Genomic DNA, 11,956 nt, shown 5'->3' on the forward strand with positions numbered 1-11,956 from the left:
GTGGCCGAGCGGTTCGACACCGTGGATCGACTGCTGGCCGGTTCGGTGACCGATGCGGGCGGCCTGTGGTCCAGGGCGGTCGCGTGGATTCTGCGCATCGCTCTGGAACAGTCGGTCGACGACCTGTGGTTGCGGCTGGCGCCCGCGTTGGCCCGCTGTCCGATGCGGGCGCAGTTGATCGCATTGCGTGCCTTCGCCGGACCGGAGGTGGCGGCCCGAGTCGCGGCATTGTGGGCGGCGCTGTCACGGGCCGCGCACTACCACGACTACGAACTCGCGCCGAGCGTCACCGATCTACGCCGGTGGCGGGAACAGGCCATCGCGCTCACCGCGGAGTTGGCGGCCGTCGACGCGCACCGTCGTTAGTCGCGCGCACCGTCCGGGAGGGCGCGGCTAGGGCGTCGACCTCGGTGGGCCGCCGATGACGTGGTCGATGATCCCGTATTCCTTGGCCTCGGCCGGACTGAACCACCGATCGCGGTCCCAGTCGGTCAGGATCTGCTCGTGCGTCCGACCGGTGCGCTCGGCGACAAGCCCGGCGAGTTGGCGCTTCATGAGCGCTTGCTGCTCGGCCATGATGAGGATGTCGGTCGCGGAGCCGCCGAGTCCGGCGGAGGGCTGATGCATCAGGATGCGCGTGTGCGCGAGCGCATGACGTTTGCCCGCGGTGCCGCAGGTGAGCAGGACCTGCGCCATCGACCCGGCCAAACCCATCGCGTAGGTCGCGATGTCGCAGCCGACGTAGGTCATCGTGTCGTAGATGGCCATGCCCGCGTCCACCGAGCCGCCCGGGGAGTTGATGTAGAAGCTGATATCGCGGTTCGGATCTTCTGCGGCGAGCAGCAGCAACTGCGCGCACAGCCGGTTGGCGATGTCGTCGTCGACCTGTCGGCCGAGAAAGATGACGCGTTCACAAAGGAGTCGTTCGTACACCGCGTCGTCGAAGGTGAGTCCACTGGTAGCCATGGCCAGAGCGTAGGAGTTGGCCGAGCATCTTGGAATGGGAGTTCTCCAACAGCGAATTACGCTGTGAGCGAACGTAATTCCGCATCAGGCTACGGTTTTTCGGGGTATCGGCGACACCCGAAGCGGGTGTGTCGTTCGTCCGGCGGCAAGATCGATGGCATGAGCGAGGGCAGGCGAGGAACAGTCGAGAGCGGATCGCGTAGGTGCCCGTGCGGTCGGGGCGAGGCATTCGACGACTGCTGCGGCCCGGTGCTGCGCGGAGAACGATCCGCCGCGACGGCGGAGGCGCTGATGCGGTCGCGCTACACCGCGTTCGCGAGCGGGGACGTCGACTACCTGCTGCGTTCCTGGCATCCGCGCACCCGCCCACCGGAGGTGTGGCTCGATCCGGCGCAGCGCTGGCTGTTCCTGGAGATTCGCGCGGCCGAACGGGGCGGTTTGTTCGACGATAGCGGCACGGTGGAGTTCGTCGCGCACTATCGCGACGACAACGGTCGCGGCACGCTACACGAGGTCGGTAGGTTTGCCCGGTCCGATGGCGCATGGGTCTACCTGGACGGCACACTCCAGGCGTGATCGGTAGCGTCGGTGGGCATGGCACGCGTCGCGATCGAATACTGCACCCAATGCCGCTGGCTGTTGCGGGCGAGCTGGATGGCGCAGGAGTTGCTGAGCACCTTCGCCGCGGAATTGGGCGAGGTCGCGCTGATCCCTGGTTCCGGTGGGATATTCCGGATCACCGTCGACAGCGAGCAGATCTGGGAGCGCAAGGCCGATGGCGGGTTCCCTGAGATCGCGATGCTCAAGCAACGAGTGCGCGACCGGGTAGCGCCCGAGCGTGATCTAGGTCACGTGGATCGGCGGGACTGACGCCGGTCCCGGCCGGATCTCTCAGCCGCAGCAGCCGCCGCCGCAGCAGCCGCCCGCCGGGCCCGGCGCTGGTGCGCCGCCGCCGCTGGTGACCGTGGCGAAGGTGGTCAGCAATTTGACCGTGTCGTCGTGGCCGCGCGGACAGGTCGCGGGCGCCGAGGCTTCCGCCATCGGGCGGGTCATCTCGAACGTGTCACCGCAGCCGCGGCACCGATAGCTGTAACTCGGCATTGGGCCAGTGTAAGGCCTGTGCGACCGTGGTGTTCGGGTCGGCCCGCGCACACCCGTCTCGCTCCGTCGCATCCTCCGTGTGCCGGCATCGCGTCCGCGGCCCGATCGGCCGCGGTTGCGACGGACGTGACCGATTCGACACGGCTCATCTCGACCCGGCCTGAACAGCGGTTGATTCCTCCGGCATGCGGCAATGTGCTGGCAACGAAACGTTGTCGGCTTGATCTCCGACGTACCCTCGACAAGAGGTTATGAGGAGGTCTGAGATGAGCGCTCAGTTCTTCGAGACGGAGCCCGGTCCCGACGACCTCGCCGCACCGGTCGCGCGTACCACTTACGGCGACGTTCGTGGCGTGCGCGCGGGGTCGGTCGCGGTCTGGCGCAGCATTCCCTACGCGGCCGCGCCATCGGGAACGTCGCGATTCGCGCCCCCGCAGCCGCCATCGACCTGGGAAGGGGTGCGTGACTGCACCAACTTCGGTCAGATCGCGCCGCAGACGATGGGCGCCATGGTCCCGGTCGACTCGGATCTGACGATGGGCGAGGACTGTCTGTGGCTGAACGTCTGGTCGTCGCGGCACGACAACGCCCGGGACCGTACCTCGAACGCGGACGAGCCGCGGCCGGTCCTGGTCTGGCTGCACGGTGGTGCGTACTGCCTTGGCACCGCCGCGCAGCAGATCTACGACGGGCACAAGCTGGCTGCGACCGGCGACGTCGTGGTCGTCGGCGTGAACTATCGCTTGGGCGCGCTCGGCTTTCTCGACCTGTCATCGCTCGGCGACGACTTCGTGCCCAATCTCGGTCTGCGCGACCAGATCGCCGCGCTGGAGTGGGTGCGCGACAACATCGCCGCGTTCGGTGGCGACCCGGGCAATGTCACGCTGTTCGGTGAGTCGTCCGGCGCGGGCTGTGTCACCGCGTTGCTGACCTCGCCGCGCGCGGGCGGTCTGTTCCACAAGGCGATTGCGCAGAGTCCGCCCGCGACCACGGTCTTCGGGCAGGAGCGTGCGGCGGTGGTGGCGCGACGGTTCCTGGAGCTGATGGATTTGCCTGCTGCGCGGGCCAAAGAGCTGTTGGCATGCCCGATCGACCGGATCGTCGAGGCGGCGGGAGTGCTGCTCGACGAGATCCCGCTGAAGGAGCCGGGTAGGTTGGCGGCGGCTCCGGTAGTCGATGGCGAGTTATTGCCCACCTACCCGATCGATCGGTTCCAGCAGGGCCGCTCGCACCGGGTGCCGCTGATCATCGGCACCAACAAGGACGAGGCGTCGCTGTTCCGGTTGTTCCGCTCGCCGATCATGCCGGTGACCCCGGACGCGGTGAACGTGATGCTGCGTGACGTCGCGGCCGGCCACCCGGAGTGGTCACCAGAGCGGATCGCCGAGATCACCTCGGCCTATCCCGATCTGGCCAAGACTCGTGGCGCGCTGGCGATGTCCACCGACGCGGCCTTCCGGATGCCGGCGCACTGGGTGGCCGACGCGCACGCCCAGCACTCGCCGACCTGGATGTACCGCTTCGACTACGCCACTCCGATGCTGCGTGCGGCTCGTGTCGGTGCGGGTCACGCCACCGAATTGCCCTATGTCTTCGGCAACTTCGGTACCTTGAACCACGATCCGACCTTCTGGCTCGGTGGCCGCAAGATCGCGATGGAGGTATCCGGGCGAATGATGCGCCGCTGGGTCGCTTTCGCGACCCACGGCGTCCCCGCCGCCCTCGACGGTTCGAAACACTGGCCCCCCTACCGTCTGTCCGCCCGGACCACTCTGGTCGTCGACACCGTCGACCGAGCGGTGGACGACCCTGATCGCGAATTGCACAGCGTGTGGGGCGAACAGGCCGTGGGATTCAGCTAGTGCGGTGCCGCGACGCCATTCGTCCTGTTCGACATATTTCTGACTGCGGATCGCTGGCAGGGCGATTGCCAGCGCACCAACCTGGTGTTCGGAATGTTGTCGCTGAGTACCTGGACTCCGGCGGGTAGCTGCCGATCGGTCCGATGGGCGACGTCCGGTCTCGCAGCGACAGGCGCGGTCCCGAGGCGTTGCTGTTAACATTCGAGTCTATTTTCGCGAAAAACCGGTCGGTATATTTTTCGTGGACAGGTGTGGTGGACATGCAGGCGACCAACGTGCTGGTCATGGCCTTTCGGCGCGTGGCCGCGGACCTCGCTCGCGCAGCCGTCGAACCTCGCCCAGCCCTCGACCACGAGACACCTGCCCTCGCCTGGGCACTACGGCGTGCCGGGGAACAGGTGCGCAGAGTGATGGATGATCTGGTCGACATGGACCGCCACGGCGAAATGCGGTTGGCTACCCATGCGGGGCGGGTTGCGGAACCCAGGGAAATGACCGAAGTCTCCTCCCTACGGTGGGGCGACGACTTCGTGTGGTTCGATCCGCGATCACTGCGCTCGGACCGGGTCAACCGAGAAGTCGACGACTCCCTCGCCAGGGTGAGTCCGCATTTCGATCCAAATGATCCGCGCCGGAGGAATAACTGTGTAGCCGTGGCGACCGCCTACGAGTTGCGGCGGCGAGGGTACGACGTCGAGGCAGGGCAGGTGTCCTTCCCGTTCGAGGCCGGGTTCCCGCACAGTTTTACCGAGATCGCCTGGGAGCGCCGGTTCACGACAGTGTTTCAGCGCAGCCATCTGCGCGATGCGTTTCAGGAACCGGGTTCCCGGGGAATCGTCATCGCGGACTGGCCTCCGGGGCAGCACCTCGACCTCGGCGATTCCCATGTATTCAATGTCGAGCACGTGCCCGGTACCGGTATCCGTTTTGTCGACGGACAGCCCAATCCCCCGTTGACGGACGCCACAGAACATATCCAGCGGGCGGCAGCGTTGCGCTATCTGCGGGTGGATGATCTGCCGGACCCGGAGCCGAGCATCGTCAACTACCTCGGAATACATACGCCGCGTCGCTGATGGGGCGGTTCGGATCGGCATGCGCCGGACCACCATTCGACACGGTCCGGCTACACGTCTGTTGAGAAGCGGATTCCGCCGTCCGGGATCACGACGCCGGGCCAGACCCGGGCCCCGCGCAGCAATTCGCAGCGCGCGCCGATGTTCGCGCCGTCGCCGATGACGCCGTCACGAACCAGTGCGCGCGGGCCGATACGCGCACCGAAGCCGATGATGGTGCGTTCGACCGTGGCGCCCGCCTCGATCACCGCGCCGTCGAAGACGACCGCGCCGTCCAGCCGCGCGCCCGCGCCGACCTCGGCGCCGCGGCCGACCACGGTGCCGCCGATGAGCACCGCTCCCGGCGCGACACCCGCACCGGGATGAACCAACGATTCACCGCGCTGACCAGGCAGGGCGGGGGAAGGCGCGATACCGCGCACCAGGTCGGCGGAGCCGCGGACGAAGTCCTCGGGAGTGCCCATGTCACGCCAGTAGGAGGTGTCGACGTGACCCTGGACGCGGGCGCCCTCGGCGAGCAGCGACGGGAAGACCTCGCGCTCCACCGAGACCGGACGCCCGGCCGGGATCTTCTCGATGTACTCGCGGCGGAAGACGTAGCAGCCGGCGTTGATCTGGTCGGTCGGTGGATCCTGGGTCTTCTCCAGGAACGCGGTGACCCGGCCGTTCTCGTCGGTCGGCACACAGCCGAACGCGCGCGGGTCGCTGACCCGGACCAGGTGCAGTGTCACGTCGGCATCGGTGGACTCGTGGGTGTCGAGTACCGCACCGAGATCCGTGCCGCCGAGCACGTCACCGTTGAACACCATCACGTTGTCCGCGCGCAGTTTGGGCAGCACGTTGCGGATGCCGCCGCCGGTGCCGAGCGGCTCGCTCTCGGTGACGTACTCGAGGTCGAGTCCGAGTTCGGCACCGTCGCCGAAGTGCTCCTCGAACACCGCTGCCTTGAACGACGTGCCCAACACCACGTGGGTGATCCCGGCCTCCGCGATACGGGCGAGCAGATGGGTCAGGAACGGCAACCCGGCCGTCGGCAGCATCGGCTTGGGAGCCGACAGGGTCAGGGGACGCAGCCGCGTCCCCTGACCGCCCACCAGAATCACGGCGTCGGTGCCTGCATTTCCTGCCATCAAGCTCCCCTGTTCACAGTGGGTCGTTCTCGCTCATGCCTGCGCCTGGCCGACGTTCGGCTCCGTCATGGGCGATGCGCGCGGTGTCGATGATCACTCGCCGCGCTCGCTCATGTCGTTCACTCGGCGCTGCGCGCCTGTTGGCGCAGGGCAGATCGAACCGCAATCCGTGAGCGCACCGCAAGTCCGGCCCGCAACGCCAGTCGCAACGGTGCCTGCCACCAGTGCGGATGCCGGTCGGCCTGGAACCGGTAGGCGCTGGCGTGGTGCGCGGGCAGCATCAGCTCCGGATGACGGGCGGCGGCATGGCCCTTGGCATGAGTGACCTCGGCATCCGGCACGAACACGTTGTGCCAGCCCGCCTTGCCCATGCGGTCGCCGAAGTCGACGTCCTCCATATACATGAAGTAGCGCGAGTCGAAGCCGTCGATCGAGTCGAAAGCCGCGCGCCGCACCAGCAGGCACGACCCTGACAGCCAGCCGACGGCCCGCTCGGAGACCTCTTCGTTCTCCTGCCGGTACCGGCGGGTCCACGGGTTGGACTTCCACACCGCGCCGAGGATCGCGTGACCCGCGCCGTCGAGCAGCCCCGGTACCCGGCGGGCGGAGGGGTACACGCTGCCGTCCGGTTCGAGCACCATCGGCCCGAGTGCGCCCGCCCGCGGCCAGCGCTCGGCGGCGGCGAGTAGCGTGTCGATGGCGTCGCTGCCCCAGCGAATGTCCGGATTGGAGATCACGATGAACTCGATGTCCGGGTCGATCTCCGCGACTGCCAGGTTGATCGCGCCGCCGTAGCCGATGTTGCCGCCGGTGTGGAGCAGCCGCACGTGCGAATTGGCCTCGGCGACCAGCTCCGGCACCCCGTCCACCGACCCGTTGTCGGCGAGGATCACCTGCGGCTTTTCGGTGGTTGCCGCGGCGAGGGTGGTGATGAAGTGCTCGAGGTGCTCACCCGGTGAATAGGTGACGGTGACGACGGCCAGGCCCGCGGGGCCAACGGAATCGGATGCACTCACGACGCGGCCTCGCTGACGCTGGGCCTCGCCGGACGTGAAGCTGCTGGGTCTAGGGTTCGCTCGCTGCGCTCACTCACGACCACCTACCCTAGTCGGACCGTCGCGCCAGCGCGTCGCCCAGTGCCGACCGCCAATCGCGCAGCGGGGTCAGTCCGGCCTCCGTCCACGAGCGCGGCGACAACACCGAGAATGCCGGGCGCCGTGCGGGTCTCGGAAACACGGAGGAGTCACACGGACGCACACGCGTCGGCTCGGCGCCGATCCCGGCGAACACCGCGCGCGCCAACTCGAACCGACTGGCTTCGCCCGCGTTGGTAGCGTGCAGCACCCGGGGAGCCTCCGGCCGCTGCGTCAGCTCCAGCAGGGCCGCGGCCAGGTCGGGGGCGTAGGTGGGTGAGCCGACTTCGTCGTCCACCACGTCGACGGTGTCGCGTTCGCGTTCCAGCCGCAGCATGGTCGCGACGAAATCGCTGCCGCGCCCGGTGTATACCCACGCGGTGCGCACCACGTGCGCATCCGGGCACTGCGCGAGCACCGCCTGTTCGCCCGCGAGTTTGGACTTGCCGTAGACGGTGCCCGGCCCGGTGGGGTCGGAGGTGTCGTACGGCCGATCATGGGTGCCTGGAAAGACGTAGTCGGTGGACAGATGGATCAGTCGGGCACCAAGGTCGGCGCAGGTCGCGGCGAGGACGGCCGGCCCGGTCGCATTGCCCGCGTATGCCGCCTCGGTATCGGTTTCGGCGCGGTCCACGGCGGTGTAGGCGGCGCAATTCACCACCACGTCGCCGGGTGCGAGGAGCGCGCGTACCGCGGCGGCATCGGTGATATCGAGGTCGGCGCGGCCGTAGCCGAGCGCGGCCGGAGCCAGACGCAGCAGTTCTCGTCCCACCTGCCCGTGTGCCCCGGTGACAACGAGGCGTGCGGAGACGGTGGGGCCGGGCGGGGTGGGGTCGGTCACGGCCGCAAGTCTGGCACGCCGCCACACCGGCGGTTGAGGTCCTTCGCGATAACGGTTCGTTAGCCTTGAGGTATCAGGGGCTCCCGGAACCGGGTGGGGCAGGCGGAATCATCAGGGGCGGAGCGGTTGCGCACGCGTCGCCAGGACATCGAGTTTCGGCGAGAGGATGCAGAGTTGTCGCAGCGCAGGGGCACACCGATGTCGGCACGGCCAACCGGCCGCGCCGCGCCGCGGTTCAGGCCGCTGCGTTCGTTCGTCGCGGTCGCTTCGGTGCTCGTCCTCGTTCTCACCGGGTTCGCGTGGCGCAGTGTCGAAGCGCTGATCTCCGGCATCGAGCGCATCGGCGACCTCGGTCTCGGCGGTGGCCGCGACGGCGCGGTGGACATCCTGCTGGTCGGCGTGGACAGCCGCACCGACGCCCACGGCAACCCGCTGTCGGATCGCGAGCGGCTCATGCTGCACGCCGGCAACGAGGTCGGCACCAATACCGACACGATCGTGTTGCTGCGCGTGCCGAACGATGGCCGTTCCGCGACCGCGATCTCGATTCCGCGCGACTCCTATGTCAACATTCCCGGTTTCGGCATGGGCAAGATCAACTCGGCCTATGGCGCTACCAAGGAAACTCAGCGACAGAAGCTGATCGACCAGGACGTCTCGGAGGCCGACGCGGAGCAGCAGTCCACCCAGGCGGGTCGGCAGGCGCTGATCAAGACCGTGGCCAACCTGACCGGGATCACCGTCGACCACTACGCGGAGGTGAGTCTGCTCGGCTTCGTGCTGCTCACCGATGCCATCGGCGGCGTCACCGTGTGCTTGAACAACCCGGTCGACGAATGGATGTCCGGCGCCGACTTCCCCGCGGGCCGTCAGCGCCTGGACGGTCCGCACGCGCTGAGCTTCGTGCGCCAGCGCCATGATCTGGAACGCGGTGACCTCGATCGCATCGTGCGCCAGCAGGTGTTCATGGCGCAGTTGGTGCGGCAAGTGCTCAGCGCGAAGACACTGAGCAGTCCGAGCACGCTACGCCAGCTCAGCGAAGCGGTGGGTCGGACGGTCGTGCTCGACGACGATTGGGATGTATTGACGTTCCTACAGCAGTTGAAGGATCTGTCCGGCGGAGAGGTGAAGTTCGAGACCATCCCTGTTGTCGATCTCAACGGTGAGACCAGCAGCGGCGAATCGGTGGTGAAGGTGGACCCCAAGTCGGTCAAGGCGTATATCGGCTCGTTGGTCGGCGACGGCACCTCCACGCACCGCGCCGAGCCCGCTTCCGACTCGGCGACGCTGACCGTCAGCGTCTACAACGCCACCGGCATCGGTGGACTCGCTGGACAGGTGGCGCGGGTGCTGAGTGCCAAAGGGTTCCACCAAGGCGTGGTGACCAACTACACCGGGCAACGCGTCACGAGCAGTCGGGTGCTCGCCGCGGACACCGCGAACCAGAAGGCGCGAGCGGTGGCCAAGGCGCTCGGCGGGCTGACGATCCTCGCCGACCCGGATTTGTCGCCGGATTCGGTGAGTGTCGTGCTGGCGAGCGACTATTCTGGTCCGGGCTCCGCGGCAAGCAGTACGTTCGACTTGTCCGGGACGTCGACGTCGCCCACACCCGTCCCGCCCGCCCCCCCGATCGATGCAGGCCAGAACGGACCGAAATGCGTGAACTAACCCATGCGTGATATCCATCAGGTACACACCCTCACCGAAGCGGTACTCGATCCGATCCTCGCCCGCGAGCCGGCCGCGCCGCGCGTCACCTATTACGACGACGCCACCGGCGCGCGGATCGAACTGTCCGGACTGACGTTGGCGAACTGGGCGGCCAAGACCGCCAATCTGATCCGCGACGAGTTCGGCCTCAGTCCCGGTGCTCGGGTCGCCGTGCTGCTGCCCGCGCACTGGCAGACCGCCGCTGTGCTGCTCGGTTGCTGGTGGGCGGGCGCCGAAGTGGTGCTGCACCCGGACGCGGACGCCGATCTGGCCCTGGTCACCCTCGACCGAGTGGACGAGTCGGAGGGTGTCGGCGAGGTCGCCGCGCTCTCGCTGGACGCGATGGGCACCCCGGTGCGCGACCTGCCGGTGGGGGTCACCGATTTCGCGACCGCGGTGCGCGTGCACGGCGACCAATTCCTGCCCAGGGGAGCCGGTGTCGCGCTCGACGGAATGCCGGTGGCGGAGGTGCTGGCGCAAGCGCGGAAAGCGGCTGCGCGGCAGGGCTTCTCCGAGGTCGACCGGGTGCTGTCCAGTACGCCGTGGGACACGTCGGCCGAGTTGATCGACGGATATGTGGCCGTGCTCGCCGCAGGCGCTTCGTTGGTGCAGGTGGTCAATCCCGATCCGGCGCAGCGCGAACGGCGAATCATCTCGGAACGGGTGACCGCGCAGCGCGGGTGAGTCCACCCGGCGCCGCAGACATCGGTGCCCTATCGCGGTATCCGTCGGGGTCCGACCCGAAGATGTTCCACAATTGGTCCGTGTTCCGTACGGTGGAGTAATCGCACAACGACGGGGTTGGTGAATGCATGAAGCCGCAGTACTGGTTCCGCTGGTTGCAGGTGCACGGCATGCCTCGTGTCGTACTGCGGGTACAGGCTCGCCGCGGTGACCCGTTCGCCGAGCTGACGGCCGGGCCCACCGGCTACGCCGATCCCTACCCCTTGATCGAACGGCTGCGCGGTGAGGGCAGGATCATCCGCACCGCGATCGCGTTTGCCACCTTCGATCATGAACTGTGCCGTTCCCTCTTGCGCGACAACAGGTTCGGCGTGCGCACGCAGGAGAGCTTCCGTGTCCCCACATCGATGACGAAGTTCGCCGAGCGCTTCCCGCTACCACCGAACCCGGTCGAGCCGCCGTCGATGCTGGTGATCGACCCACCGGAGCACACGGCAATGCGTAAACCGGTTGCTTCGGCGTTCACGCCGCGCGCGGTCGGCAGGTTGCGTGACCGCGTCGAGTCCGTCACCGAGGAACTGCTCGACGCGCTGCCCTCGGACGGGTCCGCGGACCTGATCGAATCGTTCGCCGCACAGGTCCCGATCGCGATCATCTCCGAGATGCTCGGTTTCCCGGACGAGGACACCGCGATGTTCCTGGACTGGGGCGATCGGATGACACCGTTGCTGGACCTCGGCATTCGATGGCGTGTGCACCGGAGGGCGCTGCGGGCAATGGAAGTGATGAACGATTACCTCGACCGGCATCTCGAGCGATTGCGCCGCGACCCGGGTGAGGACATCCTCAGCAGTCTGGTCACCACGGGCGAGCTGGACGATCACGCACTCGAGGCGACCGCGAGCCTGCTCATGGGGGCGGGGTTCGAAACGACGGTCAATCTGATCGGCAACGGTGTCGTGCAGCTACTCGCCCATCCCGACCAGCAGGAGCGGCTGCGCGCCGAGCCGGAGTTGTGGCCGAACGCTATCGAGGAGATCCTGCGTTTCGACTCGCCGGTGCAGACCACGGCACGCACGGCGCTGACCGACGTGGATATCGACGGCGTGCGGATCCGCGAAGGCGACACCGTTGTGCTGTCGCTGGCGGGCGCCAACCGCGACCCGGCGGTCTTCGCCGAACCCGACCGCTTCGACGTAGGTCGCGCGAATGCCAAGGACCACCTCTCCTTCAGCAGCGGCGTGCACGTGTGCCTCGGCGCCAGCCTGGCCAGGATGGAAGGGGTCTATGCGCTGCGGGCACTGTTCGGTCGGTTCCCCGAGTTGCGACTGGACGGCCCGCCGCAGCGCCGCGAGTTGTTCACCTTGCACGGCTACCAGCGGGTGCCGATCCACCTCGGGCGCCGCGCGGCGATGCCGGAGCCGAGCGCGGTCTGATCTGCGCGGCGCGACTA

Annotated in this window: 13 protein-coding genes; 8 read left to right on the top strand and 5 right to left on the bottom strand. The window is 67.7% G+C overall.

The window, feature by feature from the left end:
- Nucleotides 1-366: a hypothetical protein gene (locus tag AB0C34_RS00390; protein ID WP_357065739.1), complete on the top strand. Its 366-nt coding sequence runs from the start codon at nt 1-3 to the stop codon at nt 364-366.
- Nucleotides 367-393: 27 nt separating this feature from the next.
- On the opposite strand, the gene AB0C34_RS00395 is transcribed toward AB0C34_RS00390, so the two are convergent.
- Complete coding sequence (locus AB0C34_RS00395) at nt 394-966, bottom strand: ATP-dependent Clp protease proteolytic subunit (protein WP_357065742.1); 573 nt, start codon at nt 964-966, stop codon at nt 394-396.
- Between the two features lie 159 nt (nt 967-1,125).
- On the opposite strand from AB0C34_RS00395, the gene AB0C34_RS00400 reads away from it, so the two are divergent.
- Both AB0C34_RS00400 and AB0C34_RS00405 read left to right on the top strand, forming a co-directional pair.
- Nucleotides 1,126-1,542: a YchJ family metal-binding protein gene (locus AB0C34_RS00400; protein ID WP_357065745.1), complete on the top strand. Its 417-nt coding sequence runs from the start codon at nt 1,126-1,128 to the stop codon at nt 1,540-1,542.
- A gap of 18 nt (nt 1,543-1,560) precedes the next feature.
- Entirely contained in the window at nt 1,561-1,836 is a 276-nt protein-coding gene (locus AB0C34_RS00405) for a SelT/SelW/SelH family protein (RefSeq protein ID WP_357065747.1), read from the top strand.
- A 21-nt stretch (nt 1,837-1,857) separates the two neighbouring features.
- Here AB0C34_RS00405 and AB0C34_RS00410 read toward each other — a convergent pair whose 3' ends face one another.
- The gene (locus tag AB0C34_RS00410; RefSeq protein WP_357065750.1) at nt 1,858-2,067 is read right to left on the bottom strand and encodes a zinc ribbon domain-containing protein; all 210 of its coding nucleotides are present in this window, start codon (nt 2,065-2,067) and stop codon (nt 1,858-1,860) included.
- A gap of 266 nt (nt 2,068-2,333) precedes the next feature.
- Between AB0C34_RS00410 and AB0C34_RS00415 the strand changes: the two genes are divergently transcribed.
- Both AB0C34_RS00415 and AB0C34_RS00420 read left to right on the top strand, forming a co-directional pair.
- The gene (locus AB0C34_RS00415) at nt 2,334-3,929 is read left to right on the top strand and encodes a carboxylesterase/lipase family protein (protein WP_357065753.1); all 1,596 of its coding nucleotides are present in this window, start codon (nt 2,334-2,336) and stop codon (nt 3,927-3,929) included.
- Between the two features lie 260 nt (nt 3,930-4,189).
- A complete protein-coding gene (locus tag AB0C34_RS00420; protein ID WP_357065756.1) occupies nt 4,190-5,005 on the top strand; it encodes a toxin glutamine deamidase domain-containing protein in 816 nt (271 codons plus the stop codon).
- Between the two features lie 50 nt (nt 5,006-5,055).
- On the opposite strand, the gene AB0C34_RS00425 is transcribed toward AB0C34_RS00420, so the two are convergent.
- The 3 genes from AB0C34_RS00425 to rfbD all read right to left on the bottom strand — a co-directional run bounded on the left by AB0C34_RS00425 (nt 5,056) and on the right by rfbD (nt 8,109).
- Nucleotides 5,056-6,135, bottom strand: a complete 1,080-nt coding sequence (locus tag AB0C34_RS00425; RefSeq protein WP_357065758.1) for an NDP-sugar synthase — start codon at nt 6,133-6,135, stop codon at nt 5,056-5,058.
- 119 nt (nt 6,136-6,254) lie between these two features.
- Nucleotides 6,255-7,151: a glycosyltransferase family 2 protein gene (locus AB0C34_RS00430; RefSeq protein WP_357065760.1), complete on the bottom strand. Its 897-nt coding sequence runs from the start codon at nt 7,149-7,151 to the stop codon at nt 6,255-6,257.
- Between the two features lie 88 nt (nt 7,152-7,239).
- A complete protein-coding gene (gene rfbD, locus AB0C34_RS00435) occupies nt 7,240-8,109 on the bottom strand; it encodes a dTDP-4-dehydrorhamnose reductase (protein ID WP_357065762.1) in 870 nt (289 codons plus the stop codon).
- Between the two features lie 198 nt (nt 8,110-8,307).
- On the opposite strand from rfbD, the gene AB0C34_RS00440 reads away from it, so the two are divergent.
- The 3 genes from AB0C34_RS00440 to AB0C34_RS00450 all read left to right on the top strand — a co-directional run bounded on the left by AB0C34_RS00440 (nt 8,308) and on the right by AB0C34_RS00450 (nt 11,939).
- The gene (locus AB0C34_RS00440; RefSeq protein ID WP_357065765.1) at nt 8,308-9,777 is read left to right on the top strand and encodes an LCP family protein; all 1,470 of its coding nucleotides are present in this window, start codon (nt 8,308-8,310) and stop codon (nt 9,775-9,777) included.
- Between the two features lie 3 nt (nt 9,778-9,780).
- Nucleotides 9,781-10,503, top strand: a complete 723-nt coding sequence (locus AB0C34_RS00445; RefSeq protein WP_357065768.1) for a TIGR03089 family protein — start codon at nt 9,781-9,783, stop codon at nt 10,501-10,503.
- A gap of 128 nt (nt 10,504-10,631) precedes the next feature.
- The gene (locus AB0C34_RS00450) at nt 10,632-11,939 is read left to right on the top strand and encodes a cytochrome P450 (protein WP_357065770.1); all 1,308 of its coding nucleotides are present in this window, start codon (nt 10,632-10,634) and stop codon (nt 11,937-11,939) included.
- Nucleotides 11,940-11,956 lie beyond the last annotated feature (17 nt).

It is taken from the genome of Nocardia sp. NPDC049220, from assembly GCF_040647855.1.
GTDB lineage: Bacteria > Actinomycetota > Actinomycetes > Mycobacteriales > Mycobacteriaceae > Nocardia.